We start from the raw sequence: 25,499 nt of genomic DNA on the forward strand, positions 1-25,499 counted from the left end.
CCGTGAGAGTAAACAAAAACACTGATTTTCATCAGTGAATTTTTTTCATAATTATTTGCTTTCGAGCAATGCTTTGATTTCTTGAAGAACTTCTAATTCAGTTGGTCCTGCAGCTTCTTCAGCAGTGTCTTCTTCTTTTTTAGTAAGACTTTGCGCTTTTTCAACAGACTTGACGATGAAGAAGAGAACTGTTCCGATGACGAGGAAATTGATAACAGCGCTTAAGAAACTACCGTATGCAATCCCATTCCATTTTAAACCAGCAATTTGTTCTACACCAGCAGCTTTTAAAGCTGGATTGAGAAAGAGTGGAGTAATAACATCTCCAATAAGCGAAGTCACAATAGCTCCAAAAGAATTGGCAATGATAACACCGACTGCTAAATCAATTACATTGCCGCGAAGCAAAAACTCTTTAAGATCCTTTAACATTTTCTTTTTTCTTTCAAAATACTAAAACATATTATATCTTAAAAAAGGGAAAAGTTCAATAAAATGTCTAAAAAGCATAGTGAATATTTTACTTTTTGACAAATTTGTTATAAAATGTAAGTTGTTATTCTATGATAAATTGGGGGTATTGTCTATTGATTGATAAAGAAATCATTTCTGATATTAAAAATAGCGTCAATATCATCGAAATCATAGGAGAAGTCGTTGCTCTAACGAAAGCTGGAAGGAATTATCTAGGGCTTTGTCCTTTTCATGGTGAAAAAACTCCGTCATTCAACGTGGTAGAAGAAAAGCAATTTTATCACTGTTTTGGCTGTGGAAAGTCAGGTGATGTCTTTAAATTTATTGAAGATTATCGTGGTGTTTCTTTTATGGACGCTGTACATATTGTTGCAGATCGTGCAGGGATTCCATTAGAAATAGAGCATAGTAGAAAAGAGCAGTCAACACATACACATCGTCATCAGGCACTTTATGATATTCATGCGGAAGCTACAAGATTTTACCATGCAGTATTGATGACAACAAAGATAGGAGAAGAAGCACGTTCTTATCTTTATGAACGTGGTTTAACAGATGAGGTTATCAAGCATTTTCAAATTGGTTTAGCGCCCAATGAAAATAACTATCTTTATAAAAGTGTTAGTGGAAAGTTTGATGAGCAAGTCATTATAAATTCTGGTTTGTTTAACTTAGCTGATAACAATCTGGTTTATGATGCCTTTCAAAATCGGATTATGTTTCCATTGACAAATGATAAAGGACAAATCATTGCTTTTTCAGGTCGTATTTGGCAAGCAAGCGATATAGATCAGAAAGTTGCTAAGTATAAGAATAGCCGCAGTACACCAATTTTCAATAAAAGTTATGAGTTGTATCATCTGGACAAAGCCAAACCGACTATTAAGAAAAGCCACGAAATTTACTTAATGGAAGGCTTTATGGATGTTATAGCTGCTTATCGTGCTGGAATTGAAAATGCTGTGGCTTCTATGGGGACTGCTTTGACGCATGAGCATGTGGAGCATCTTCGTAAATTCGCAAAGAAAGTCATTTTAACGTACGATGGTGACAAAGCAGGACAAGCAGCGACAGCAAAAGCTCTGAATGAATTGCACGATTTGTCAGTTGAAATTGTCAGGATTCCTGATAATATGGATCCAGATGAATTTATCAAAAAGAATTCTGCTGATGATTTACAAAATTTACTGACTAAAACACGAATTAGTGATATAGAGTTTCTTTTGAACTATTTGAAACCAGATAATATCGAAAACTTGCAAGCTCAAATTGAATTTGTTGAACAAATGTCTCCTTTGATTGCGCAGGTTCAATCAATTACTGCACAAAATTCCTATATTTATATGTTAGCTGAATTGTTACCTGATTTTGACTACCAGCAAGTGGAGCAAGCTGTTAATAATCATCGTTTAGTAAATAGAAGAGAGCAACAACAGCAATCTCATCAACAAGTGTCAAGACTTGACATCCCGGTAACGCAGCAAGTATCGCGGCTAATTAAGGCAGAGAGTCATCTTCTGCAGCGGATGATTGATAATCCTGTGATTTTAAATGATTATCGTTTGAGGAAAGATTTTCATTTCGCAACAGTAGAATTGCAGACTTTGTACGATATTTTAAAAACAAATGGCGAGGTAACGCCACAAGATTTGTCTGAGCAAAATGATTCGGTACAGCAAGCTTGGTATCGGGTCTTAGAAGAAAATCTACCAGAGGAAGTTTCTGAGCAGGAACTGGTCGAAGTGGAGCAAACGCGAGATAAGGAATTGCTTCGCAAAGAAAATCAATTGATTGGTAAAAAAGTCCGTGAAGCATCTCATAGCGGGGATGCAGATACGGCATTAGAAGAGCTAGAGCGATTTATTGCTCAAAAAAGGAGAATGGAGTAGGAATGGCTACAAAACAAAAAGAAGTAACAACTTTTGATGTTCAAGTTGCAGAATTTATTCGCAACCATAAAAAAACTGGTACAGCAACCGATGATGAAATCAACGATCAGCTAGTCATTCCATTTACTTTGGAAGCTGATGGCATTGAAAATCTTCTTCAACGGATTCAGGACGCAGGGATTGCTATTACGGATAAAGAGGGCAACCCAAGTGAACGGGTTTTAAATACAGAGGAAGAAGAAGCTGAATTAACAGACGAGGAGTTGCTTGGCAGCAATTCTGCTAAAGTAAACGACCCTGTCCGTATGTATTTAAAGGAAATTGGTGTTGTTCCGTTATTGACCAATGAAGAAGAGCAAGAATTAGCTGTTCTTGTGGAGCAAGGCAACTTAGAAGCGAAACAACGTTTGGCAGAAGCTAATTTGCGGTTGGTTGTCTCTATTGCTAAGCGCTATGTTGGACGCGGCATGCAGTTTCTTGACTTGATTCAAGAAGGCAATATGGGATTGATGAAAGCCGTTGACAAGTTTGACTATACCAAAGGTTTCAAATTTTCAACCTATGCTACTTGGTGGATTCGTCAAGCAATTACTCGTGCGATTGCTGACCAAGCTCGTACGATTCGGATTCCGGTTCACATGGTTGAGACAATCAATAAATTAGTGCGGGAACAACGAAATCTTTTGCAAGAATTGGGGCAAGATCCAACGCCAGAGCAAATTGCGGAGCGCATGGATATGACACCAGACAAAGTTCGTGAAATTTTGAAGATTGCTCAAGAGCCGGTCTCTCTTGAAACACCAATTGGAGAAGAAGATGATAGTCATCTTGGCGATTTCATTGAGGATGAAGTGATTGAAAATCCAGTTGATTATACAACACGTATCGTTCTGCGTGAGCAATTAGACGAGGTTCTTGACACATTAACAGACCGTGAAGAAAATGTACTACGTCTGCGTTTCGGTCTAGATGATGGGAAAATGCGTACGCTGGAAGATGTTGGAAAAGTCTTTAACGTAACTCGTGAACGGATTCGACAAATTGAGGCCAAAGCCCTACGCAAATTGCGTCATCCAAGTCGTAGCAAGCCACTTCGTGACTTTATTGAGGATTAGTAGACAAAAGGAGGCACCATGGCATACACAAACGAACAAATTGATGATATTAAAAATCGTATCTTAGAAAGTTTAGAGCAAGTTATTGACCCTGAATTAGGAATTGATATTGTAAACCTTGGTTTGATTTATGAGATTCGATTCAATGGTGAAAACGGCGAGACACAAATTGATATGACTTTAACAACAATGGGTTGTCCACTGGCTGACTTATTAACTGATCAGATTCATGATGCGATGTCAGATGTACCTGAAGTGAGCAAAGTAGAAGTGAGATTGGTGTGGTATCCTGCCTGGACTGTTGATAAAATGAGTCGCTACGCTCGTATTGCTCTAGGGATTAAATAAGAATATAGCAGCATGACTTGATTATGCTGCTTTTGTTTTGCTCAAACATTCAGAATTTGTGCAATATTTTAACTTTATACTTTATATCACTTGAAGTATTGTAAGAATCTGTTATAATGGTTGAACATACTAAATTTTAGAAAAGGGAGAGAAGATGTTTAAAAAGGGAGCACTGACGGGATTACTCTTGTTTGGAATATTTTTCGGCGCAGGGAATTTAATCTTTCCGCCAACTTTAGGAGCTTTGTCTGGCGAACACTTCTGGTCAGCAATTGCAGGCTTCGTACTTTCAGGAGTTGGAATTGCTATTTTAACATTGATTATCGGTACTTTAAATCCCAAAGGCTATGTTTACGAAATTTCTAAAAAGGTTTCTCCTTGGTTTGCGACCAGTTACTTGGTAGTTCTATATCTAGCGATTGGTCCATTTTTTGCCATTCCTCGGACGGCAACGACTTCTTATGAAGTTGGGATTGCACCATTGCTTTCGAGTAATATGACAGGATTAGGACTTATTATTTTTACAATCTTGTATTTTGTGGCTGCTTACTTGATTTCATTAAATCCTTCCAAAATTTTGGATCGGATTGGTCGGATTTTGACTCCTGTGTTTGCCATTTTGATTGTCATTCTAGTCATTTTAGGGGCGATAAAATATGGAGCAGCTGCACCGCAAGCTGCTAGCACGGAATACGCAAAAGCAGCTTTTGGAACTGGCTTTCTTGAAGGGTATAATACGCTTGATGCACTTGCCTCTGTTGCTTTTAGCGTTATCGCTGTGCAAACATTGAACCAACTCGGCTTTGCTAATAAAAAAGAATATATCTCAACGATTTGGATTGTTGGAATTGTTGTTGCATTGGGATTTAGTGCGCTTTATATCGGATTGGGATTTCTTGGAAATCATTTCCCAATTCCGGCTGATGTAATAGCTTCTGATGCCAATAAAGGAGTTTATGTCTTATCTCAAGCTACACAAGCTATTTTTGGTCCGACAGCACAGATTTTTCTTGCAGCCATGGTAACAGTGACCTGCTTCACGACTACGGTTGGTTTGATTGTTTCAACATCAGAATTTTTCAATAAAACCTTTCCTAAAATAAGCTACAAAATTTATGCAACAGTCTTTACATTGATTGGATTTGCAATTGCAAATCTTGGTTTGGGAGCGATCATTCAGTATTCAGTTCCTGTCTTGCAAATTTTGTACCCGATTACCATTGCGATTGTAATGATTGTGATTGTCAATAAGTTTGTTGCCTTATCTAAGATTGGAATGCAGCTAACAATCGCAGTTGTAACAATTATTGCCTTTGCGAATATCATTGGCTCGCAATTTAAATTGACTAGTGTGAGCAATTTAATCAATGCTTTGCCATTTGCGCAAGCTTCAATTCCTTGGCTGGTACCAACGATTGTCGGGATTGTGTTGTCTTTGTTTTTGCCAAATAAACAAAAGAGTGACACATTTGAAATGGAATAATTAAAAACATCTATCACGAAAAGTGATAGTTTTTTTATGACCATATCAAATTCAAGTTTTTACAAATCGTATCCTCTATTTTTAGATAGTGAACCAGTGTATACTTTTCCTAGAAAGAAAACGAGGAGGAAAAGATAATGATATCTATTGTGTTTTTGATTTCTGTATTTCTAGCGGGAATTTTATCATTTTTCTCGCCTTGTATATTGCCATTGCTTCCTGTATATGTTGGTATTTTATTGGATACAGATGAACCAAGAACAATCATTATTTTTGGAAAGAAGATTGCTTGGTATGGAATTGTAAAAACACTATTTTTCATTGCAGGATTATCAGTAGTCTTTTTAATTCTTGGATATGGCGCTGGCTTTTTGGGAAAAGTTCTCTATACAGAGTGGTTCCGCTATGTATTAGGAGCAATTGTTGTTTTTCTCGGTGTTCATCAAATGGAACTGATCAATTTTAAGCTACTACAACGACAGAAAAGTGTTCAATTAAAAAAAGATAAAAATAGAAATGATTTTTACAATGCTTTCTTGCTAGGTGTGACCTTTAGCTTTGGTTGGACACCTTGTGTAGGTCCTGTTTTGAGTTCTGTTCTCGCAATTGCAGCTTCTGGTGGTAATGGAGCAGTACAAGGTGGCTTCCTCATGTTAGTTTATACCCTTGGTCTTGCTATCCCATTTCTCATTTTGGCGCTTGCCTCTTCTATTGTTTTACGCCATTTTGGGAAAATAAAACCTTATATGGGACTACTAAAGAAAATTGGCGGGTTACTTATCATCTTGATGGGAATTTTACTTATGCTGGGAAATCTTAATGTTCTAGCTTCAATATTTGGTGGATAAAAGGAGGAATCTCATGAAAAAAACAATGTTAGTCATCACAGGTCTTGTTTGTGTTGCTCTGTTGGGTGCCTGTGGAAATCAAAAATCAGCTAGTGGAACTAAGTCTGGACACGGGCAATTTACAAATAAAACGACAGCTACAAAGTTGAATCAAGGCGAAGCAGCTCCTGATTTTGAACTAAAAGGGGTTGACGGGAAAACTTATAAATTGTCAGATTTCAAAGGAAAGAAAGTTTATCTCAAATTTTGGGCATCTTGGTGCTCTATCTGCTTGTCTACATTAAAGGATACTGATGAGTTAGCTAAAAATTCTGGGAAAGACTATGTAGTTTTGACGGTTGTTTCACCGGGGCATGTCGGTGAAAAGTCTGAAGCAGACTTTAAAAAATGGTATGAGAAACTAGAATATAAACATTTACCTGTTTTACTAGATCCTAGTGGTAAATTATTGGAGCAATATGGTGTTCGTTCCTATCCGACAGCTGCATTTATTGGAAGTGATGGGAAATTGGTAAAAACTCGTCCTGGACTTATTAAAAAAGCAGAAATTGAATCAACTCTTAAAAGCATTAAATAGGAGGGGAGGATGATGGATCATAAAATGAAATGGTTATTATTGGGTGGAGCAGTCCTACTGGTTTTAGGTTTATTTGTGCTGGGAAGTCGCATGATACCAACCCTTAAAAATCAGTCTGCTATTAATCAGATTAAAGAAGCAGCTGTTAGTCAGGCTGAACCGGTCAAGCAAAAGAAAGCGGACTTGAAAAATGCAAATTTAAAGCATATCTATTTGGCAGGAGGTTGCTTCTGGGGGGTAGAAGAATATTTCTCACGAGTAGATGGGGTGGTTGATGCAGTCTCTGGTTATGCTAATGGCACTAGCGAAACCACGAAATACGAACTAATCTCGCAGACAAAACATGCTGAAACGGTTCATGTAACCTATGATGCCAATAAAATCTCTTTAAGAGAAGTCTTGCTACATTATTTTAGAATCATTGATCCACTCAGCAAAAATAAGCAAGGCAATGATCGTGGAGTGCAATATCGTACAGGTGTGTATTATAAAGATCAGGCTGATGTAGAAACAATTAACAAAGTCTTTGACGAGCAGAAAGAAAAATTTAAAGAGCCGTTGGCGGTTGAAAGACAACCATTAAAACATTTTATTAAGGCTGAAGAGTACCACCAAGATTATTTAAAGAAAAATCCAAATGGCTATTGCCATATCAATGTTAAGCAGGCTTCTTATCCAGTTATTGATGCTTCCAAATATAAAAAGCCTAGTGATGCAGAGATTAAAAAGAAACTATCCGATGAAGAATATGCCGTAACACAAAAAAATGATACAGAGCGTGCTTTTTCTAATCGCTATTGGGATAAGTTTGATGCAGGTATTTATGTAGATGTTGTAACAGGTGAGCCACTTTTCTCTTCCAAAGATAAATTTGAGTCTGGTTGTGGTTGGCCTAGCTTCACACGTCCAATCAGTCCAGATGTAGCGACTTATAAAGAAGATAAGAGCTTTAATATGACACGGACAGAAGTGCGAAGTCGCGTTGGAAATTCTCATCTGGGTCATGTCTTTACGGACGGACCAAAAGATAAGGGCGGACTTCGCTACTGTATTAACAGTTTAGCCATTCGTTTCATTCCGAAAGACCAAATGGAAAGTAAAGGTTATGGATATTTATTAGACTATGTGTAACAGCAATTTTCACAGAAATTTGCTATAATGAGTTTAATAAATAATAGGGGTGCGCTAGTGTATTCAATTATGATTGTAGAAGATGAATACCTTGTTCGGCAAGGTATTTCGTCTTTAGTAGATTTTGAAACATTTGATATGGAAGTCATGGATGAGGCCGAAAATGGCTTGGATGCTTGGGAAAAGATACAGCTTGCACAGCCCGATATTGTCTTGACAGATATCAATATGCCACATATAAGCGGGATTAAACTAGCTCAATTGGTCAAAGAACAATATCCTTCTGTTCATATTATCTTTTTAACGGGTTATGATGACTTTGACTACGCTTTGTCAGCAGTAAAATTAGGTGCTGATGATTATTTACTAAAGCCGTTTTCGCGGGAAGATGTGGAAACGATGTTGTTGAAAGTCAAAGAGAAATTGGACAAGGAGCGAAAGCAGCAGCAAGTTCATGAACTGGTTGAGCAAGCAGAATTTTCTGATTTAGAACAAGCAATTCATGATCGTTTGACCGATACAGAATTGTCTCTTAAATCACTTGCTTTTCAGTTAGGGTTTAGTCCGTCTTATTTGAGTGTTCTCATCAAAAAAGAGCTGGGCTTGCCATTTCAGGATTACTTAATTCAAGAACGGATGAAGAAAGCAAAATTACTGCTTTTGACAACTGACTTGAAGGTTTATGAAATTGCAGAGCAGGTCGGCTTTGAAGATATGAACTATTTTTCTCAACGCTTCAAACAAGTCGTTGGAGTGACACCGCGGCAATTTAAACGAGGAGAAGGGAAATGAAACGTTATTCGCTTCTGATTCAGTTAGTGATTTATGTTTTTATCATGATATTAGCTCTTTTGGGAATTGTCGGTGGGATTTATTATCAGACTAGTTCGGTTGCTATTCGCCAGACAACTGAGCAAAATACACGCAAGACCATTCAGCAAAGTGGTCAGTTTATCACTTCTTATTTACAAAAAGTTAAACAGACAACGAGTAGTTTGGCTGAAAATGAGAAAATAAAGACATACGCACAAACACCAAGCCAAGAAAACGCTGAACAACTTCGGCAATTATTCGCAACGATTTTAAAAACAGATTCGGATTTGGTATCTGCTATTTTGGTAACAAAAGACGGAAATCTCATATCAACAGATCCTGAATTAACCATGAAGACATCCGCTGATATGATGAAAGAAAAATGGTATCAGGATGCTATCCATAAAGGTGCTATGCCGATTTTGACACCAGCACGAAGAACCGTCAGCCATACAATTGGTGAAAAATGGGTGATTTCAATCATGCAGGAAGTTGTAGATAAAGACGGTAAAAATTTGGGGGTTGTTCGCTTAGATATTGGATACAAGACGTTGGAAGCTTACTTAGATCAACTGCAGTTAGGAAAAGAAGGATTTACCTTTATCGTCAATGCCAATCATGACTTTGTCTATCATCCTAAAAAAGCAGTTTATTCTTCTCACGCTGAAATGAAAGCGATGGCGCCTTATCTTTCTGTAAAAAATGGATATGTCAAATCAAAACAAGCTTATGTATCTCAATATCAAATTCCAAATAGTGGTTGGACATTGATTGGGGTTTCTTCAATGGAACAATTGCATGCAGTTCAAACACAGATTTTGTGGTCTTTTATTGGAACAGGGTTGTTTGCTTTGGGTGTTTGTCTAATAGGGATTTGGTTTGTGCTTCGGCTTTGGATTAAGCCTTTGCGAGATTTACAAGCAACCATTTTAAAGGTTGGAAGCGGGCATTCAGATTTGAGGGCTAATGAAACCGGCTCTCCTGAATTAGTTGATTTGGCAAGACAATTTAATATTATGTTAGACCGGATTGATCAATTGATGATTGCAGTCAAAGAAGAGGAACAAAATGTCAGAAGATATGAATTGCAGGCGCTTTCCAGCCAAATCAACCCGCATTTTCTTTACAATACGTTAGATACAATTGTATGGATGGCAGAATTTAATGACAGCAAGCGTGTGGTAGAAGTCACAAAATCACTAGCTAAGTATTTCCGTTTAGCTTTGAACCAAGGACATGAACAAATTTCTCTTAAAGATGAAATTGACCACGTGCGTCAGTATCTCTTTATTCAAAAACAGCGCTATGGTGAGAAATTGCAATATGAAATTAAAGAGTTGAAGCAATATAATGACTACAAAATTCCAAAGTTGATTTTGCAGCCTTTGGTTGAAAATGCGATTTATCATGGTATCAAGGAAATGAATCGTCAAGGGATGATTCGAGTTAGTGTTTCTGAAAATGACACGCAGCTCATCGTTTCAATTTATGACAATGGTCGTGGCTTTGTCGCCAGCGAAACTACAAATGCTACACTCGTTCGCTTGGGTGGTGTCGGTTTGAAGAATGTTAATCAGCGTTTGCAATTACAATTTGGTAAATCCTATCACATGGAAATTAAATCTGAAGAAAATACTTATACGGAGATTCGTCTCTATTTTCCAAAGGCAAATAAAACCAACTGATGAAAGATTTCAGTTGGTTTTTAATATTTAATTCCCAACACTGGAGAATTTTTTCATGCCGTATTTGAATAAAGCGTAGTTGATAGTAAAAATAACAAGTAGGACTAAAGGAAGTAGCAAACCAATCCAGCTTAGATTTAAAAAATAAAGAGCTGGAAAAAAAGAAGTAAAAGCATAAGGAAATACAAAAATTAGTATCAATTGGATAAAGGTTGGGTAAATTTTGATAGGGTATTGTGCCATTTGATTGAGGGAGAAAATCCCCATTGTGATAGGGAAAGATTCGACAATCCAAAAAGCAAGAGCAGTAGGTCCTAATTGAATAGCGGCATAGAGTAAACCAATACAAATACAGATAAAGACAAAGAGAAGTAGATGAAAAATGTTCCAATGCAGTCCGAGTAAATGATAGGATTGATAAGTTGCAATAGCTCCCATCAGTGTTGTGCCAAAGCCTTGTAGCTGCACGCGTTCACAAATTAGCTGAAAAAGAGGATTGATGGGCATGATAAGCAGGCGTTCAAACTCACCTTTGCGAATATAGCGGCTTCCAAACATCCAAAGATTGTCAAAGAAAATCAAGTGAACTGAACGTCCGATAGTTGCCATTCCATAAATAAATAGCATTTGTCCATAGTTGAATCCGGCAATTTCCTTGATATTTGCAAATAATACATTTAAAAAGATTAAATAAACAATCTGTTCAATCAAAGAAGAAATAAGTCCAATAAAGAAGTCCATCCTATAAGACATACTAGCAATCAAGTAAGCTTTTAAATTATAAAAATAAATATTGATGTATTTCATCTTCAACCTCCTAAAATGACTAAACGGCGTTTAGCTTGATACCAAAGCAGAGCAATGAAAGCTGAAAGTATCGGAATCCAAGCCAACTGAATCCAGAAGAGTTCAGTATTAACAGGTCTTTTCAAAAGGATATTGACTGGAAAATTAACAGCAAAGCTGTAAGGTAATAGTTTCAAAATATTTGCGATATTTTCTGGATAAAAACTCAGTGGCAAAAGCGATCCAGACGCAAGTGAAAAAAGCCCATTTCTGAGAATCAAAATTCCCCATGTATTCGTCGTGAAAAAGGCTGTTAAGCTAAACCCTAAATCTAGCAAGAGGACAATAAATATTCCTAGCAAACTGGAAAATAGGAAAAGCAAGCCTGTTTGCCAATTTGGAAGATAGAGCTGCCCTTGAATGAAAGGAATCACCAGTAAAATTGGAATGAATTTAACAATTTCAACAATTTTGACAGCAAAGTCTTGGAAAAAGAGCGAAGTAATTAAAGAGTAAGGATAAAGTAGCTCACCAGTAATATTCCCATCTACAATCATCAGAGATAGATCCCGTCCAATACTAAAACTATTTAGATTTCCTAGTAGATTTGCGAAGATAATATAGGTAGTGAACGTTTCTAAAGTATAACCATTAACATGAGATTGGGTGAAAAAAATGGTTTTCCAAACAAAAATAGAGACAAGAACTTGTATGAAAGTACGAATCAGGGTTGCAACAAAGAAAGATTTATATTGAAGTTGCGTAATAAGAGCTAATCGTGTGATATGGATATATTTACTCATCAAGCCCCTCCTCATAAATTTGTTTGACGATATTTTCAATTGTCAATTCTTTGATAGCTAGGTCTTCGATTGAATAATGATCAAAAATCTGATTAATAACTTGGGCATTAGTATAAATATCTGTCTGATAATGAATATTGAAATGATAAGAGTCAATTTTCTCAAAACGAAAACCATTGATTTGGAATAGCTCTTCTATTGGCGTTTGCGTTTTGAAAGAAATGGTTTTAACTGTTGAAAACTTTTTTCTTAATTTCGTCAGACTTCCATCATAAACCTTTTTGCCCTTATCAATGATAAAAATTCGTCCACAGAGTGATTCAATATCTTGCATATCATGAGACGTAATGAGGAAAGTTGTCTGGTGTTCTTTATTCATAAAGCGAATGAAGGAGCGGATTGTTTCTTTTACGCTGGCATCAAGACCAATTGTAGGCTCATCTAAGAAAACAACGGCAGGCTGATGAATGAAAATAGCAGCAAATTCGCAGCGAACTCGTTGCCCGAGCGAAAGATTACGAACAGGCTGGTGAATAAAATCTCCTAGCTGCAACAGGTCAATTAATTGCTCCAAGCGTTCCTCAAAAACTTTATCAGGAACGTCATAGATTTTCGCATGCAAAATAAAAGATTCCAGCACAGGAATATCCCAACGTAAATGTGATTTTTGTCCGAACAAAACGCCAATTTGCTTATTGACTGCTGTACGATGTTTCTGTGGGGTAAGTCCATTAATTTTAACACTACCTCGATCTGGATAAAGAACACCTGTCAGCATTTTTATAGTCGTGGATTTTCCGCTTCCATTCGAACCAATATAACCAATAATTTCACCTTTTTGAACCGTTAATGAAATATTCTGTACAGCGTGAATTTGTTTTTTCTTGGGGTGAAAAAAGGCTTTGATAGAACCCTTAAGACCTAATTCTTTCTCGACAATACTATATGTCTTATATAATTGATTTGCTTCAATCATCATTATCTCCTTGTGGCAGAAAACGTTTGCGTATATTCATTATTATAACAAGTTCACGAAATCTGTGCAAGTGAATTTTATGGAATGATCTTTTACACAGAAAAAAGGATGAGACAAAATTGCTCAACCTTTTCTTTGATTTCTTTAGATCAATGACTGGAAGCAGCAGAAGTAGCATCTGCCTCACTCGTGCTCTCGCTGTGACTACCTGTATCCGAAGCACCGGAAGTTGCATCAGCTTTAGCCTGTCCTCCTGCAGGAGCGAATGGACCGCTTCCGCCAACTAGCTGCTGACCAGTTGTTTCCAAGTACCATTCCAGCCATGGTCTGAAATTAAAGACAATTTCATTGATACCAGCGTAAGAGCCGTCTGGATAGTACATGGCCTGATAATTGTGTGTATTTAAAACTGGTGAATGCGGATTTGGAATCAGGGTGCGGACATATTCTTGATTGCCGTTACGCAAGGTTCCGACCACCCACTCTACATTTTTCATTCTGCCAGCCGGAAGTGAATTGTGAACCGTTGATAGGCGGTTTCCTGACTGAGATGGTACACGTTTTGCCAGCATGGTATCAGGGTCTTGATGTGCATTGTTGTAGTAGAGAAATTGGTTGTTGTCATCGGCGTAAGTCAGTTCAAAAGGCATGGATTTCAAGAACATATTGATCTGATCCACCGTTAAAATACCGTGGTCTAGTTTTACATAGGTATCTCCTGAGACAGCGCCCACCATGGCAGCGGCTTTTTCAACCCATTCAGGATCATCTGGGTCAATGCCTTGAATCGTTGTTGCGATAGGTTTGGTAACATCTAAATTTTCTGGTTCAATTGGTTTTGGTTTTTTCAATTTTGAAACGACCTCTACATATTTCATAAAATTATCCAAGCAGGTTTCAAGGAATTTGACGGTTCCTTCGTTGGTAATATTTCCCTCATCGTCAAAGGCTTCTTTGGCTTTTCCAAGCAGAAATTCATTTCCGGGAAGAGTATAAGCATTGACACCTGGTGCGTCAAGAATTTTGCGTAAATGGACCTGTGCGCGTGAAGTTCCTTGATCGTAGTAAGAAGCGCCCACAATCATGACAGGCTTGTTTTCAAATGGATGAACTTCAAATGACAGCCACTCAAGCACGCTTTTCAGAGCGGCGGTAATGGTATGGTTGTGCTCAGGTGTTGCGATAATGACTCCGTCTGCACGGGTAATTTTGTTGTATAGGAGGCGAAGCTGGAAAGATTCGTCCCATTTTTCGTCTTGATTAAACATCGGAACTTCATCGATTTCCAAGACTTCCAATTCAAATTTTAGTTTAAAATGCCTTCTGATAAATTCCAGTAATTCACGATTATACGATTGCTCTGCATTTGAGCCTACAATTCCTACAAATTTCATTGCATCATTTCTCCTTTACTTACAAGTTTTCCCAGTCGAAGTTTTCAGCTTCTTTGTGCAATAATTCCTGCGCGCTGGATAGTTTCTCGGTAATTTTCACAAAAAGACGGAAATCATCAAAGAGTGCATCTAATTTTTGAATGGTTTCAAGGTCGATGAGATTGCCATCTTTATCAAATGCCTGCAGAGAGTGCGACAGCAAAAATTCAGAGCCAGGCATGACGGAAGCTTTCAACTCAGGGGCATCCAAAATCTGGCGAAGCTGTAACTGTGCACGAGATGACCCCAATGTTCCATAAGAGGCGCCTGTAATCATCACTGGTTTATTGAGCAGTGGGTAAATGCCGTAAGATAACCAAGCCAGAGCACTCATGAGCGAAGCTGGGATAGAGTGGTCGTATTCAGGCGTTCCGATAATAACCCCGTCAGCAGCTTCTATCTTTTCAGCAATTTCCGTTACAATAGCTGGAAGTTTTTTGTCTGCGGGTTTATTGAAAATGGGAATGTCTTTGATTTCCACCAGTTCAATTTCTGCTTTATCCGCAAAATGTTTTTGCATATATTGTAATAGTTGGCGATTGGTGGAACGTTTTGAATTTGTACCAACTAAACCGATGAGTTTTAACATAATTATTTCCTTTCCGATATTAAAATAGCAGTTCTGGCTTTAAACCAGAAGAATAGAATAATTGACCATCTTTTGTAATCCCTAACGCTTCAATCTGTTCTTCTTTTTCAACTTGTTCTAGAATAGACGATGGGCTTTCACCAAATAATCGTGTTGTCCAAATTTCACCATCTACAGAGCGATTAGACACAATCGTTAAACTAGCGACATTTGTCTCCACAGGATAGCCTGTCTTGCTATCAAGAATATGGTGATAGGAATGTCCTTGTTTTTCAAGGGTTCGCTCATAAATTCCTGAAGTCACAACGGATTGATTCACGATAGGAAGAATGGCGAGGTTATTTCCGCGTGTTAATTTTGGATGCTGAATCCCAATCCGCCAAGGACGCTTGGAAACTTGGTTGATTCCTAGTGTTAATACATTCCCGCCTAGATTGATGAGAGCAGAAGTCACGCCTTTATTTTTTAAGAACTCCATCACTTTATCAGCAATATAGCCTTTTGCAAGTGCTCCAAGATCAATTTTCATTCCTTCTTTTGCCAAAAAAACACTAGAAGAAGTAGAATCGAGTTTAATAAAAGTAGGTTCTATTAAAGAAAGGCAATATTTGATTTCTTCCGGCTGAGGCACTTTAGCGTCTGAAAAACCAATTCGCCATGTTTGTACAAGTGGTCCGATAGTAATATTTAAGTGACTATTTTGAGCTAAACTATGCTGTTTTCCTAGCTCAATTAGCTCAAACAAATCAGGATGCACCTGAACCCATTGTTTTCCAGCTTGATGGTTGATTTTCATCAACTCCGAAGCATCATCATTTGCACTAAAGCGTTTTTCATAAAGAAAAAGTAGCTGAATAACTTCGTCAAGTAGCAAACCTGCTTGCGGATGCAGAATTGAAATCGTAATCGTCGTTCCCATTAAGTGAATGGAACGAGAGCTGAAGTCCACCATATCACATCCTTTCTACAAATAAAAAATACATATCTATTATAACAGATAGATAACGTTTTCACAATTTTTTTCTATAATTTTCTGACAATTTCAACAAAGCTGTCTGTCTACAAGATGAGATAAAAACTACATTGAGATTAGAAATGAAAGCATTCATGAAAAGTTCTCTTAAATTGATAGAAAATGTAATATTTTTCAGTTTTATGAGCAAATATATTGTAAACGCTAACACGTAATGTTATAATGTTTTAGTAAATTAAAAATTAAGGTAGGAATTGCTCTATGAGTAAAATTGTTGTTATCGGTGCCAACCATGCTGGTACAGCTTGTATCAATACGATGTTAGACAACTTCGGAAATGAAAACGAAGTTGTGGTATTTGACCAAAATTCAAACATTTCTTTTTTAGGATGTGGAATGGCGCTTTGGATTGGTAAGCAAATTGACGGTCCAGAAGGATTGTTCTATTCAGATAAGGAAAAACTTGAAGCAAAAGGTGCTAAAGTTTACATGGAAAGCCCTGTTTTATCAGTTGACTATGATAAAAAAGAAGTGACCGCACTTGTAAACGGTCAAGAACATCTTGAATCTTATGACAAATTGATTTTTGCGACTGGTTCACAACCAATCATTCCGCCGATTAAAGGTGTTGAAATTGTAGAAGGGAATCGCGAATTTAAAGCGACTCTGGAAAACGTTCAATTTGTAAAATTATATCAAAACTCAGCTGAAGTGATTGAAAAACTGAAAAACAATAAAGGAATCAATCGAGTTGCTGTTGTTGGAGCCGGCTACATTGGTGTGGAACTCGCAGAAGCTTTTGAACGCCTTGGAAAAGAAGTAATCTTGATTGACGTTGCAGATACTTGTCTTGCTGGTTACTACGATCGTGAATTGTCTGATTTGATGAGTAAAAACTTAGCAGATCATGGTATTAAACTTGCCTACGGTCAAACTGTCCAAGCTGTTGAAGGCGAAGGTAAAGTTGAACGTATTGTAACAGATAAAGAAACATTTGACGTAGATATGGTCATTATGGCTGTTGGCTTCCGACCAAACACAGCTCTCGGCGCTGGCAAGATTGAACTTTTCCGTAATGGCGCCTTCCTTGTTGATAAAAAACAAGAAACAAGCATTCCAGGTGTTTATGCAGTTGGTGACTGTGCAACGATTTATGACAATTCCCTTGGTAAAATGAGCTACATTGCCCTTGCTTCAAACGCTGTTCGTTCAGGTATCGTCGGAGCTTACAACGCAACTGGTCATGAGTTAGAAGGCATTGGTGTGCAAGGTTCAAACGGTATCAACATTTACGACCTTAAAATGGTTTCAACTGGTTTGACATTGGAAAAAGCAAAAGCTGCTGGCTACAATGCGGTTGAAACAGGATTTAATGACCTTCAAAAGCCAGAATTTATCAAACACAACAACCATGAAGTAGCTATTCGTATCGTATTTGATAAAGATACACGCGTCATCCTTGGCGCACAAATGGCTTCACACGAAGATATTTCAATGGGAATTCATCTTTTCTCACTTGCAATCCAAGAAAAAGTGACCATTGATAAACTAGCTTTGACAGATATTTTCTTCCTGCCACACTTTAACAAACCTTATAACTACATCACAATGGCAGCATTGACGGCTGAAAAATAAAGATAAGATATTGAGTTTATAAAGCGTTTTTAGTGTAATTCGTATATAGTTGTTGACAAAACATTTTAACAGTAAAAGAGTGCAACTTTATTTGTTCACTCTTTTTTTGCGTATAACAGAAAAATTTTTGATAAATAGAATAGTATTGCTACTTATTTATCAAAAATTTACGATGATTAGACGAAAGAATACTTTGCCCCAAAAATAGCATTTAGAAATATTTAGAAGATAAATAATGTGTTGCGATGCTCCAAATGGTTAGTTTTCTGAGTGTAAGCTTGTTCTTAGGTAGGTCATCAGTCCTTTACTAAAGGTAAAGAAATGATGACTTTTAAGCCTGGCTGATTGTCTAAAAAAACAATTTCACCTTGATGTAATTTAATAATTTGTTTAGTGATAACCGTTCCCATACCATGTGATTCATAATTAGTCGATTTTTGATTTAGCTCAGTAATTTTTTGAGCTGTAATATCTCCTTGATCCGCAATGATGATGAGCACTTTATTATCAGATAATTGATAAGTCAGATCAATCTGGTTAGAACCGCTGTGTATGATACTATTAAGCAAGAGATTTCTAAAAGCTCTTTCTAGTAAAGTTACCTCTCCTTTTACCAACACTGCCTCGGTAGGCAAATCAAAATGAAGTGTAATTGTTTCATAATTATTCAATATATCGGCAATTACTGTTCGTAGGACTGCAACCAAATCAAGACTCGAAAATTCGGAGTGATGCTTTTGATTATCCAATAAGTAGCTCATATTGAGATTAGAAATCATTTCTTTCATAGTTTGAATCTGATTTTCAATTTCCTCCGTCTGCTTTCCTTTACCATATTGCTGCTCTAGCTGACTGTTATAACCTGATATGAGCATAAGAGGATTGCGTAAATCATGACTGACCCCTCTAATCCATTGCTCTTTCATCGTGTTGCTTTCTTCCAAAATATGAGATGTTTCATTAAGGGCTGTCTTAATTTCTGAGAAATTTCCCTTTTCATTAAGAGCAATATTTTGACCCTGAGACAAAGAAGTGACAGCAGTAATAATCGGATCCATTTCCTTTTTAATGCGTAGCTTTGATCGGCTCAAAAGAATAAAAATAAGTAAAAGAATAATACCCAAGAAAACAAGTCCCAAACTGAGAAAATTCCTAATAAATTGTGTATTAGCATAGAAATTAAATTTTGCTAAGGAATGCTTTTTAGGATAGCCCAAAACTAAAATTTGCTGACCTCGTACATAGGAGAAAACAGGGTAATCTTCTAAATACCAACGTGAAAATTTAACCATATCAGCATTGGTATAATGTCTTTTGAGCTGTTGAGGTAAATGATAAGATTGGACAATATTGCCATCTTGATTCAGTACCATAGCCCAAGTATTTTGTTTATCCATTTCAATTTTGCTGCTTTTATCAAAATTAAAATTATTCTGTTGACTCGATTGAGCGATTTTAGTGTAAAGTAGTTCCGGTTTTTCCTTTCCATAGAAACTAAAATAGGATGAGAAAACCAAACCATAAACAAAAACAAGTCCTATGATTAAAGCCAAGAGTAATAGAACATACCTGGTTAATAACTTAGTAAAAAATTTAACGGTATCCATTTAATTCACCTTTAGTTTGTAACCCAAACCTTTAACCGTTATTAAGCTTTCTGGTTTAGATGGATTGGCTTCGATCTTTTGTCGAATCTTACGAATATGAGCCATTAGGGTATTATCATAGCCTTGGTATTGTAAGCCCCAGACTTTTTCTAAGAGTTGGTCAAAAGTAACAATGCGATTCTTATTATCATATAAGACCTTAAGAATACTGTATTCCTTAGCTGTCAGCTGAATCTCTAGTTTTCCTTTGGTAATCAAGGCTTGGCTAAAATGCACCTGGCAAGCAGGCAAAACAAGGGTATCTTCCTTTTCGGGATAGGCTCTTTTTAAGATGGAAAGAATACGCAACTCCAAATCTCTTGGGCGGAAAGGCTTGATAATATAGTCATCTGCCCCTAACTCAAAGCCCTGATATTGTTTTTCTATATCGGAGATTGCCGACAAAAACAAAACAGGAACCGTTGAAGTCTTACGGATACCTTTTAAAACTTCAAATCCTGATCCTTCAGGCAGCATAATGTCTAAAATAACTAAATCAAAAGATTTTTCTTCAAATTGCTCCAAAGCTTCTTTTTGTGATTGTACACTTGTTAGATTGCTAAAACCAGCAATGTTCAATGATTCTTGCACCATTTCTAAAATTTCTGGGTTATCGTCTAAAATTAAGATCTTCTTTTCTTTATAATTCATACTATTACCTCAATAAGACTAGTATAACACATTGCTTCCTTGGTCAAGGACTTTAAAGTAAAAATTAAGGAAGAATTAAGGTAATGAATAGGTTAAAATAAAGGAGTTTCATTATAATAAAAATAGCGAAAGGATATAACATCACTCTAAGATTTTTAAAGGAGAAAACAAATGAACAATTATATCGTTGAAACCAACCAATTAAGTAAGGATTTTTCAGGTGAAGTAGCCGTTAATCAGCTCTCTATTCATATTAGAAAAAATGAAATTTATGGTTTTTTAGGACCAAATGGTGCTGGTAAGAGCACTGCTATGAAAATGCTTTTGGGATTGTTGCAACCAACCCATGGTTCCATTAAGCTCTTTGGCAAAACCTTTAATAGCAATCAAATATCACTCCTCTCAAATGTAGGTTCCCTTATTGAGGAGCCCTCTTACTATGCTAATTTGACCGGCTATGAAAATCTTGAAATTATCCAAAAATTACTTAAATTACCAAAAAGAAATATTGATGAAGTCTTAAAGATTGTCAAACTTTTCGATCAAAAAGACAAGCTAGTTAAAAACTATTCACTAGGCATGAAACAACGTCTAGGAATTGCGCTAGCCATTGTTAAATTTCCTAAATTACTGATTCTGGATGAGCCAACTAATGGTTTAGATCCTGCTGGTATTCAAGAAATTCGTGAGCTCATCAAGTCATTACCACAAAAATACGATATGACTATCATCGTTTCTAGCCATATTCTTTCAGAAATTGAACAGATGGCTACGACTGTCGGTATTATTAATCATGGTCAATTACTTTTTGAAGGTCACCTATCTGACCTTAAAGAAGATGAAAAATATCTGTTTGAGACCAGTGATGATGTAACTGCTAAAAGAATACTAATGTTCAATGGTTTTAATTTGGATGATGACAAAAAAATGATTGTCAACGATAACGATAAAGTTAATATAGCCACTGCTATTCGACTCTTAGTTGAAAATGATGTTGATATTTATCAAGTTCGTATGATTCGTCGATCGCTGGAAGATGTTTTCCTTGATATGACAGGACGGGAAGGAAGTGTTTTGTAATGCTAAATTTACAATTAGAATTTATCAAATTAAAAAGACGTTTTTTCTTGCTATCTTTGATTGCTATTGTAGCAGTGGGCTTGATTTGGAGTGGCGTTGTTATCAAATATGAATTACCTAAAACGCATGAGGCCTATAATGCCATTTATACCATGACTTACTTGAATGATTGTATTTTGCCACTTTTCATTGCAGTTTTAGCGTCTAGACTACTGGAATTGGAACATCTAGGCAAAACTTTTAAACTCTTGCAAACCAGTAACGAAAGTCCTTGGCAACTTTTTAAGGCTAAATTGACTGTGATGGCTATTTTTGCCTTTGTTGTCAGTTTGATTCAAACGCTTTTTCTGAAATTTATTATTCAAGGCATGCAGGTCAGTGTGACACCTGTTTCATTGAGTCTCTTTTTGTTCACAACTTTTTTGGTTTGTCTCTTTCTGTCTTGTTTACATCTTTGCTTAGCTTTTATCTATCCAAAGCCAAGTGTGACAGTGGTAACAGGCTTAATTGGTTCCTTCCTGTCATTTGTAGGTATCGGTGCGTTACCATTTCCTATTCGTATTTTCATTCCTTGGCAATATTTCTCTATGATGGGAATCGCTAAACGGGTGGCTGGAACTAACACTTATCTTTTTCAATATGATAATGCTTATCCCTTTAAATTAGTCACATTATTGCTTATCATTTTTTTAAGCATCTTTGTCAGTAAAAAACTCATTGGAAAGGCGGATCTATTATGATTATTTTTGAATTTAAAAAAATCAAAAAAAGTGCTATTCCGATAACGCTAATCTTCTTTAACCTTGTTGGGTCCTTATTGGGAGCAATGATTTACGCTCTCAATCGAAAGGTGCTCCTAGATGGTACACAAGCTCGCGTCCTTTGGGGACAAACAGTTTTCTATTCCTCGCAGATATTTACTCCTATTCTGATCGGGATTATCTGTTCCATCAGTTGTCAATTCGAGGAAAGTAATAAAAACTGGCAGCGCTTATTAAGTATTCCGGTTAAAGCCAATCGTATCATTTTATCAAAAATCACCAGCTTATCACTAGTCATGGCTATTAGTCAACTGATAGTTCTTCTCTTTTATATTATCAGCGCTTTGGTTTTGAAGGTACCTTTTGCAAATTATCTACTGGACTTTTTGCTTTGGTCTATCACAGGTTGGATAGCAACCATTACTATTGTCACCATTCAAATTTTTCTTAGTATTCGCTTAAAAAATTTCGCAGTGCCTATTCTTATATCAGCTATTTTGGCTATAGCAGGGCTTATGACCCTATTTATTGGACAAGGTCTTTTTAGCATTTTCCCTTATGCTCAGATTGCTGTTGGTGATCGGGCTCGTTCTTTAGTCCCTTTTACCTTATCTGAATTTATCCTTTTCTTAGTTGTCAATTGTGCTTATATTTTTGTCTTCTATACCTTAGCAGTTAGACAGCTTAAAAAGAGATTTATTTAATCTCATTTATAGTAAAAAACAAGAAGAAAGCGAAGATTTATCGTAATTGTTATACAATTAATGATCAGCAAATAAACAGTGTAGAGATTTAATAAGGATATTATCATAAACCAGTTTCGCATGAAGCTGGTTCGATTTTTTATTTAGAATTTCATTCTCTAAAACAAATTCTGCAAGCAATAATAAAAATTGTAAAATTATGCTAAAATAGAGAGAGAACATATTTGGGAGGCAACGATGTCTATTCAGACAGAAAAAGGAATATCAAATACCAAGAAAGAATTTGCATTTACATCTAGCTCGATTATTCTGCAAGTTTCAAGAGGAATTTTAGTCGGGATTATCGTGGGTGCAATTGTTGGTTCTTTTCGTTTTTTGATTGAAAAGGGATTTCATATCATTCAACATTTCTATCAGCAAGGTCATGATAGTATGATTTGGTTTGCTTTTATTTTGTTATTTTATGCTTGCGTGATTTGGATAAGTGCAAAGTTAACGCTCTCGGAAAAGGATATTAAAGGTTCTGGAATTCCGCAAGTAGAAGCAGAGCTGAAAGGTCTGATGAGCTTATCTTGGTGGAGTGTCCTTTGGAAAAAGTATATTCTAGGTGTTTTAGCCATTGCAAGCGGCTTGATGCTAGGACGTGAGGGACCCAGTATTCAACTTGGAGCAATGGGTGGAAAGGGAATTGCCAAACATCTTCATTTAAGCCCTGTGGAAGAGCGTTCTTTGATTGCTAGTGGAGCGGCAGCAGGGCTGGCAGCAGCTTTTAATGCTCCGATTGCGGGTTTACTGTTTGTTATTGAGGAAGTCTATCATCATTTTTCGCGTTTCTTTTGGGTCTCGTCTTTGGCGGCAAGTTTAACGGCGAATTTTGTTTCGCTTATGATTTTTGGAATGACCCCTGTATTAAATATGCCAGATAATATTCCTCTGATGGGACTAGGGCAATACTGGCTTTATTTGTTGTTAGGAATTTTTCTTGGTTTTTCAGGATTTTTATATGAAAAAGTTGTTCTAGCCATGCCTCGTATTTATGATATGATTGGTGAAATGTTGCATCTTTCTCCGCAATATTATCCTATTATAGCCTTTATTTTCATTTTACCAGTAGGATATTTCCTTCCACAGCTTTTAGGCGGTGGCAATCAACTGGTTCTCTCTTTAACCAGTCAACACTATCTGCTATTAACATTAGTGATGTTTTTTGTTATTCGCTTTATCTGGAGTATGATTAGTTATGGTAGTGGGTTTCCTGGTGGTATTTTTCTACCCATTTTAGCTCTCGGCTCTCTTTTAGGGGCAATTGCTGGTATCGTTTGTGTGCGATTAGGCTTTGCAACTCAAGAGCAATTTCCCATTTTTATTATTTTAGGTATGAGTGGCTACTTTGGTGCCATTTCAAAGGCTCCGCTAACTGGCATCATTTTGGTGACTGAGATGGTTGGTGATATACGAAACCTCATGCCTCTTGGTCTAGTGACTTTAGTGGCATACGTTGTAATGGATTTACTGGGTGGAGCACCTGTGTATGAGGCTATGCTAGAGCGATTGCTTCCAGATAGCATGGCAGATGATAGTGAGACAACGCTTATCGAAATTCCTGTTTCTGAGAAAATAGCCGGCAAGCAAGTGCACGAATTAGAACTACCAAGAGATATTCTAATTACCATGCAACATCACAACGGAAGAAATCAAACAGTGAATGGTAGCACGCGCCTGTATCTAGGAGATATGATTTATGTAGTCTTGAAAAAATCAGATATTGGACGCATTAAAGATTTGCTATTGTAAAAGAGGGAAACCTCTTTTTTAGAACCTAAAAGAACAATCTATAATTTCCGAACGATAAAAAATATTATACGTCATTATATTGTAATTTCTGTACCTTATGTTATAATACTAAAGGAAACGTCAGGAAAGACGTAGCGATGTGAAAGCATAGGTAGGTCATTTTTGCATACAATTTACTATTTAAGGAGAGTGACATGCTGAACGAATTTCCTATTTTTGATTATGAAGACATTCAATTGATTCCTAATAAATGTATCCTCAAAAGTCGGTCAGAAGCTGATACGACAGTTACTTTTGGAAATCACACCTTCAAACTTCCTGTTGTTCCAGCTAATATGCAAACAATTCTGGATGAAGATGTAGCAGAAAAATTGGCGAAAAGTGGCTATTTCTACATCATGCACCGTTTTGACGAATCTGACCGTATTCCTTTCATCAAGCGCATGCATGAGCAAGGACTGATTGCTTCCATTTCGGTTGGTGTGAAAGATTATGAATATAATTTCGTTAGCCAGTTGAAAGAAGATGCACCAGAATATATCACGATTGATATTGCGCATGGACATTCAGATAGTGTGATTGATATGATTCAGCACATCAAAAAAGAACTCCCTGATACTTTCGTGATTGCAGGAAATGTCGGGACACCAGAAGCTGTTCGTGAGCTGGAAAACGCTGGAGCAGATGCAACAAAAGTTGGCATTGGACCAGGAAAAGTTTGTATCACAAAAGTAAAAACTGGCTTTGGTACAGGAGGTTGGCAATTAGCTGCTCTTCGTTGGTGTGCAAAAGCTGCACGCAAACCGATTATTGCGGACGGTGGCATTCGTACGCACGGCGACATTGCCAAATCCATTCGCTTTGGTGCTACTATGGTGATGATTGGTTCCCTATTTGCAGGTCATATCGAAAGCCCAGGTCAAATGGTCGAAGTAGATGGTGAACAATTTAAAGAGTATTATGGTTCAGCTTCAGAGTACCAAAAGGGTGCTTATAAGAATGTGGAAGGAAAGAAAATTCTTTTACCAGTTAAAGGACATTTAGCTGACACTTTAGTTGAAATGGAGCAGGACTTGCAAAGTGCTATTTCCTATGCCGGCGGAAGAGATTTAGCTGGTCTTAAGCACGTAGATTACGTCATTGTGAAAAATTCCATTTGGAATGGTGACGCTCATTAACAATAAAATAATTACTTATTTATATTACGAATTTGGCGTAATGTTTCTACAAGGCACCTAATGTCTAACAATAAGTAAGTCTTCAACTTTCCTGCTGTGTTTTAGTAAGGGATTTTGTATTCAGTTG

At 36.8% G+C, this 25,499-nt stretch carries 24 protein-coding genes and 1 riboswitch; of the genes, 15 read left to right on the plus strand and 9 right to left on the minus strand.

Going from position 1 to position 25,499, the window contains the following annotated elements:
* Nucleotides 1–51: 51 nt before the first annotated feature.
* Nucleotides 52–432, minus strand: a complete 381-nt coding sequence (gene mscL, locus ACOMA9_RS04940) for a large conductance mechanosensitive channel protein MscL (RefSeq protein ID WP_330945113.1) — start codon at nucleotides 430–432, stop codon at nucleotides 52–54.
* A gap of 155 nt (nucleotides 433–587) precedes the next feature.
* Here mscL and dnaG point away from each other — a divergent pair, with 155 nt between their 5' ends.
* The 9 genes from dnaG to ACOMA9_RS04985 all read left to right on the plus strand — a co-directional run bounded on the left by dnaG (nucleotide 588) and on the right by ACOMA9_RS04985 (nucleotide 10,363).
* Nucleotides 588–2,363: a DNA primase gene (dnaG, locus tag ACOMA9_RS04945; RefSeq protein WP_330945112.1), complete on the plus strand. Its 1,776-nt coding sequence runs from the start codon at nucleotides 588–590 to the stop codon at nucleotides 2,361–2,363.
* A 2-nt stretch (nucleotides 2,364–2,365) separates the two neighbouring features.
* The gene (rpoD, locus tag ACOMA9_RS04950; RefSeq protein ID WP_049534006.1) at nucleotides 2,366–3,478 is read left to right on the plus strand and encodes an RNA polymerase sigma factor RpoD; all 1,113 of its coding nucleotides are present in this window, start codon (nucleotides 2,366–2,368) and stop codon (nucleotides 3,476–3,478) included.
* A gap of 18 nt (nucleotides 3,479–3,496) precedes the next feature.
* On the plus strand, nucleotides 3,497–3,826 hold the full coding sequence (locus tag ACOMA9_RS04955) for a metal-sulfur cluster assembly factor (RefSeq protein WP_003024629.1): 330 nt from the start codon (nucleotides 3,497–3,499) through the stop codon (nucleotides 3,824–3,826).
* A 154-nt stretch (nucleotides 3,827–3,980) separates the two neighbouring features.
* Nucleotides 3,981–5,309 (plus strand): branched-chain amino acid transport system II carrier protein, encoded by a 1,329-nt coding sequence (brnQ, locus tag ACOMA9_RS04960; RefSeq protein ID WP_330945111.1) that lies wholly within the window; start codon nucleotides 3,981–3,983, stop codon nucleotides 5,307–5,309.
* Between the two features lie 137 nt (nucleotides 5,310–5,446).
* On the plus strand, nucleotides 5,447–6,157 hold the full coding sequence (gene ccdA2 / locus ACOMA9_RS04965; RefSeq protein ID WP_192876333.1) for a thiol-disulfide oxidoreductase-associated membrane protein CcdA2: 711 nt from the start codon (nucleotides 5,447–5,449) through the stop codon (nucleotides 6,155–6,157).
* Between the two features lie 13 nt (nucleotides 6,158–6,170).
* Nucleotides 6,171–6,734: a redoxin domain-containing protein gene (locus ACOMA9_RS04970; protein WP_330945110.1), complete on the plus strand. Its 564-nt coding sequence runs from the start codon at nucleotides 6,171–6,173 to the stop codon at nucleotides 6,732–6,734.
* Between the two features lie 12 nt (nucleotides 6,735–6,746).
* Nucleotides 6,747–7,865 (plus strand): peptide-methionine (R)-S-oxide reductase MsrB, encoded by a 1,119-nt coding sequence (msrB, locus tag ACOMA9_RS04975; protein ID WP_330945132.1) that lies wholly within the window; start codon nucleotides 6,747–6,749, stop codon nucleotides 7,863–7,865.
* A 57-nt stretch (nucleotides 7,866–7,922) separates the two neighbouring features.
* On the plus strand, nucleotides 7,923–8,657 hold the full coding sequence (locus ACOMA9_RS04980; protein ID WP_022525119.1) for a response regulator transcription factor: 735 nt from the start codon (nucleotides 7,923–7,925) through the stop codon (nucleotides 8,655–8,657).
* On the plus strand, nucleotides 8,654–10,363 hold the full coding sequence (locus ACOMA9_RS04985) for a cache domain-containing sensor histidine kinase (protein ID WP_421424795.1): 1,710 nt from the start codon (nucleotides 8,654–8,656) through the stop codon (nucleotides 10,361–10,363). The genes ACOMA9_RS04980 and ACOMA9_RS04985 overlap by 4 nt, the downstream gene beginning before the upstream one ends.
* 27 nt (nucleotides 10,364–10,390) lie before the next feature.
* On the opposite strand, the gene ACOMA9_RS04990 is transcribed toward ACOMA9_RS04985, so the two are convergent.
* From ACOMA9_RS04990 to ACOMA9_RS05015, 6 genes are all read right to left on the minus strand, one after another.
* Complete coding sequence (locus ACOMA9_RS04990) at nucleotides 10,391–11,170, minus strand: ABC transporter permease (protein ID WP_186832738.1); 780 nt, start codon at nucleotides 11,168–11,170, stop codon at nucleotides 10,391–10,393.
* Nucleotides 11,171–11,172: 2 nt separating this feature from the next.
* On the minus strand, nucleotides 11,173–11,952 hold the full coding sequence (locus ACOMA9_RS04995; RefSeq protein ID WP_195323053.1) for an ABC transporter permease: 780 nt from the start codon (nucleotides 11,950–11,952) through the stop codon (nucleotides 11,173–11,175).
* Nucleotides 11,945–12,928, minus strand: a complete 984-nt coding sequence (locus ACOMA9_RS05000; protein WP_330945131.1) for an ABC transporter ATP-binding protein — start codon at nucleotides 12,926–12,928, stop codon at nucleotides 11,945–11,947. Before ACOMA9_RS05000 ends, ACOMA9_RS04995 begins: the two co-directional genes overlap by 8 nt.
* A gap of 149 nt (nucleotides 12,929–13,077) precedes the next feature.
* Nucleotides 13,078–14,322, minus strand: coding sequence for an NAD(P)H-dependent oxidoreductase (locus tag ACOMA9_RS05005; protein WP_003029756.1), 1,245 nt, complete (start codon nucleotides 14,320–14,322; stop codon nucleotides 13,078–13,080).
* A gap of 19 nt (nucleotides 14,323–14,341) precedes the next feature.
* The gene (locus ACOMA9_RS05010) at nucleotides 14,342–14,950 is read right to left on the minus strand and encodes an NADPH-dependent FMN reductase (RefSeq protein WP_330945108.1); all 609 of its coding nucleotides are present in this window, start codon (nucleotides 14,948–14,950) and stop codon (nucleotides 14,342–14,344) included.
* Between the two features lie 19 nt (nucleotides 14,951–14,969).
* Nucleotides 14,970–15,899, minus strand: a complete 930-nt coding sequence (locus tag ACOMA9_RS05015; RefSeq protein WP_306806813.1) for an FAD:protein FMN transferase — start codon at nucleotides 15,897–15,899, stop codon at nucleotides 14,970–14,972.
* 285 nt (nucleotides 15,900–16,184) lie between these two features.
* Between ACOMA9_RS05015 and nox the strand changes: the two genes are divergently transcribed.
* A complete protein-coding gene (gene nox / locus ACOMA9_RS05020) occupies nucleotides 16,185–17,558 on the plus strand; it encodes a H2O-forming NADH oxidase (protein WP_330945107.1) in 1,374 nt (457 codons plus the stop codon).
* 296 nt (nucleotides 17,559–17,854) lie between these two features.
* Here the strand turns inward: nox and ACOMA9_RS05025 are convergent, their stop codons facing one another.
* Both ACOMA9_RS05025 and ACOMA9_RS05030 read right to left on the minus strand, forming a co-directional pair.
* Nucleotides 17,855–19,165, minus strand: a complete 1,311-nt coding sequence (locus tag ACOMA9_RS05025; protein ID WP_021001669.1) for a sensor histidine kinase — start codon at nucleotides 19,163–19,165, stop codon at nucleotides 17,855–17,857.
* Nucleotides 19,166–19,855: a response regulator transcription factor gene (locus ACOMA9_RS05030; RefSeq protein ID WP_003024592.1), complete on the minus strand. Its 690-nt coding sequence runs from the start codon at nucleotides 19,853–19,855 to the stop codon at nucleotides 19,166–19,168. It lies immediately after the preceding gene.
* Between the two features lie 171 nt (nucleotides 19,856–20,026).
* On the opposite strand from ACOMA9_RS05030, the gene ACOMA9_RS05035 reads away from it, so the two are divergent.
* The 5 genes from ACOMA9_RS05035 to guaC all read left to right on the plus strand — a co-directional run bounded on the left by ACOMA9_RS05035 (nucleotide 20,027) and on the right by guaC (nucleotide 25,372).
* Nucleotides 20,027–20,935, plus strand: coding sequence for an ABC transporter ATP-binding protein (locus ACOMA9_RS05035; protein WP_106082811.1), 909 nt, complete (start codon nucleotides 20,027–20,029; stop codon nucleotides 20,933–20,935).
* Nucleotides 20,935–21,675, plus strand: a complete 741-nt coding sequence (locus ACOMA9_RS05040; protein WP_330945106.1) for an ABC transporter permease — start codon at nucleotides 20,935–20,937, stop codon at nucleotides 21,673–21,675. Before ACOMA9_RS05035 ends, ACOMA9_RS05040 begins: the two co-directional genes overlap by 1 nt.
* A complete protein-coding gene (locus ACOMA9_RS05045; RefSeq protein WP_330945105.1) occupies nucleotides 21,672–22,400 on the plus strand; it encodes an ABC transporter permease in 729 nt (242 codons plus the stop codon). Before ACOMA9_RS05040 ends, ACOMA9_RS05045 begins: the two co-directional genes overlap by 4 nt.
* Before the next feature lie 237 nt (nucleotides 22,401–22,637).
* Nucleotides 22,638–24,194 carry a ClC family H(+)/Cl(-) exchange transporter gene (locus ACOMA9_RS05050; RefSeq protein ID WP_330945104.1) on the plus strand — a complete coding sequence of 519 codons (1,557 nt, stop codon included), beginning with the start codon at nucleotides 22,638–22,640 and terminating at the stop codon, nucleotides 24,192–24,194.
* A gap of 194 nt (nucleotides 24,195–24,388) precedes the next feature.
* A complete protein-coding gene (gene guaC, locus ACOMA9_RS05055; protein WP_037567304.1) occupies nucleotides 24,389–25,372 on the plus strand; it encodes a GMP reductase in 984 nt (327 codons plus the stop codon).
* Nucleotides 25,368–25,463, plus strand: a riboswitch (purine riboswitch). (Overlaps the previous gene by 5 nt.)
* Nucleotides 25,464–25,499: the final 36 nt, after the last annotated feature.

The sequence above is a fragment of the Streptococcus atopicus genome, from assembly GCF_049166725.1.
Taxonomy (GTDB): domain Bacteria; phylum Bacillota; class Bacilli; order Lactobacillales; family Streptococcaceae; genus Streptococcus; species Streptococcus hominis.

What these genes read in the sequence shown, in the direction of transcription:
- mscL (WP_330945113.1), bottom strand. Translation starts at nt 432, where the DNA reads ATGTTAAAGGATCTTAAAGAGTTTTTGCTTCGCGGCAATGTAATTGAT.
- rpoD (WP_049534006.1), top strand. Translation starts at nt 2,366, where the DNA reads ATGGCTACAAAACAAAAAGAAGTAACAACTTTTGATGTTCAAGTTGCA.
- ACOMA9_RS04955 (WP_003024629.1), top strand. Translation starts at nt 3,497, where the DNA reads ATGGCATACACAAACGAACAAATTGATGATATTAAAAATCGTATCTTA.
- brnQ (WP_330945111.1), top strand. Translation starts at nt 3,981, where the DNA reads ATGTTTAAAAAGGGAGCACTGACGGGATTACTCTTGTTTGGAATATTT.
- ccdA2 (WP_192876333.1), top strand. Translation starts at nt 5,447, where the DNA reads ATGATATCTATTGTGTTTTTGATTTCTGTATTTCTAGCGGGAATTTTA.
- ACOMA9_RS04970 (WP_330945110.1), top strand. Translation starts at nt 6,171, where the DNA reads ATGAAAAAAACAATGTTAGTCATCACAGGTCTTGTTTGTGTTGCTCTG.
- msrB (WP_330945132.1), top strand. Translation starts at nt 6,747, where the DNA reads ATGGATCATAAAATGAAATGGTTATTATTGGGTGGAGCAGTCCTACTG.
- ACOMA9_RS04985 (WP_421424795.1), top strand. Translation starts at nt 8,654, where the DNA reads ATGAAACGTTATTCGCTTCTGATTCAGTTAGTGATTTATGTTTTTATC.
- ACOMA9_RS04990 (WP_186832738.1), bottom strand. Translation starts at nt 11,170, where the DNA reads ATGAAATACATCAATATTTATTTTTATAATTTAAAAGCTTACTTGATT.
- ACOMA9_RS04995 (WP_195323053.1), bottom strand. Translation starts at nt 11,952, where the DNA reads ATGAGTAAATATATCCATATCACACGATTAGCTCTTATTACGCAACTT.
- ACOMA9_RS05000 (WP_330945131.1), bottom strand. Translation starts at nt 12,928, where the DNA reads ATGATTGAAGCAAATCAATTATATAAGACATATAGTATTGTCGAGAAA.
- ACOMA9_RS05005 (WP_003029756.1), bottom strand. Translation starts at nt 14,322, where the DNA reads ATGAAATTTGTAGGAATTGTAGGCTCAAATGCAGAGCAATCGTATAAT.
- ACOMA9_RS05010 (WP_330945108.1), bottom strand. Translation starts at nt 14,950, where the DNA reads ATGTTAAAACTCATCGGTTTAGTTGGTACAAATTCAAAACGTTCCACC.
- nox (WP_330945107.1), top strand. Translation starts at nt 16,185, where the DNA reads ATGAGTAAAATTGTTGTTATCGGTGCCAACCATGCTGGTACAGCTTGT.
- ACOMA9_RS05025 (WP_021001669.1), bottom strand. Translation starts at nt 19,165, where the DNA reads ATGGATACCGTTAAATTTTTTACTAAGTTATTAACCAGGTATGTTCTA.
- ACOMA9_RS05030 (WP_003024592.1), bottom strand. Translation starts at nt 19,855, where the DNA reads ATGAATTATAAAGAAAAGAAGATCTTAATTTTAGACGATAACCCAGAA.
- ACOMA9_RS05035 (WP_106082811.1), top strand. Translation starts at nt 20,027, where the DNA reads ATGAACAATTATATCGTTGAAACCAACCAATTAAGTAAGGATTTTTCA.
- ACOMA9_RS05040 (WP_330945106.1), top strand. Translation starts at nt 20,935, where the DNA reads ATGCTAAATTTACAATTAGAATTTATCAAATTAAAAAGACGTTTTTTC.
- ACOMA9_RS05045 (WP_330945105.1), top strand. Translation starts at nt 21,672, where the DNA reads ATGATTATTTTTGAATTTAAAAAAATCAAAAAAAGTGCTATTCCGATA.
- ACOMA9_RS05050 (WP_330945104.1), top strand. Translation starts at nt 22,638, where the DNA reads ATGTCTATTCAGACAGAAAAAGGAATATCAAATACCAAGAAAGAATTT.
- guaC (WP_037567304.1), top strand. Translation starts at nt 24,389, where the DNA reads ATGCTGAACGAATTTCCTATTTTTGATTATGAAGACATTCAATTGATT.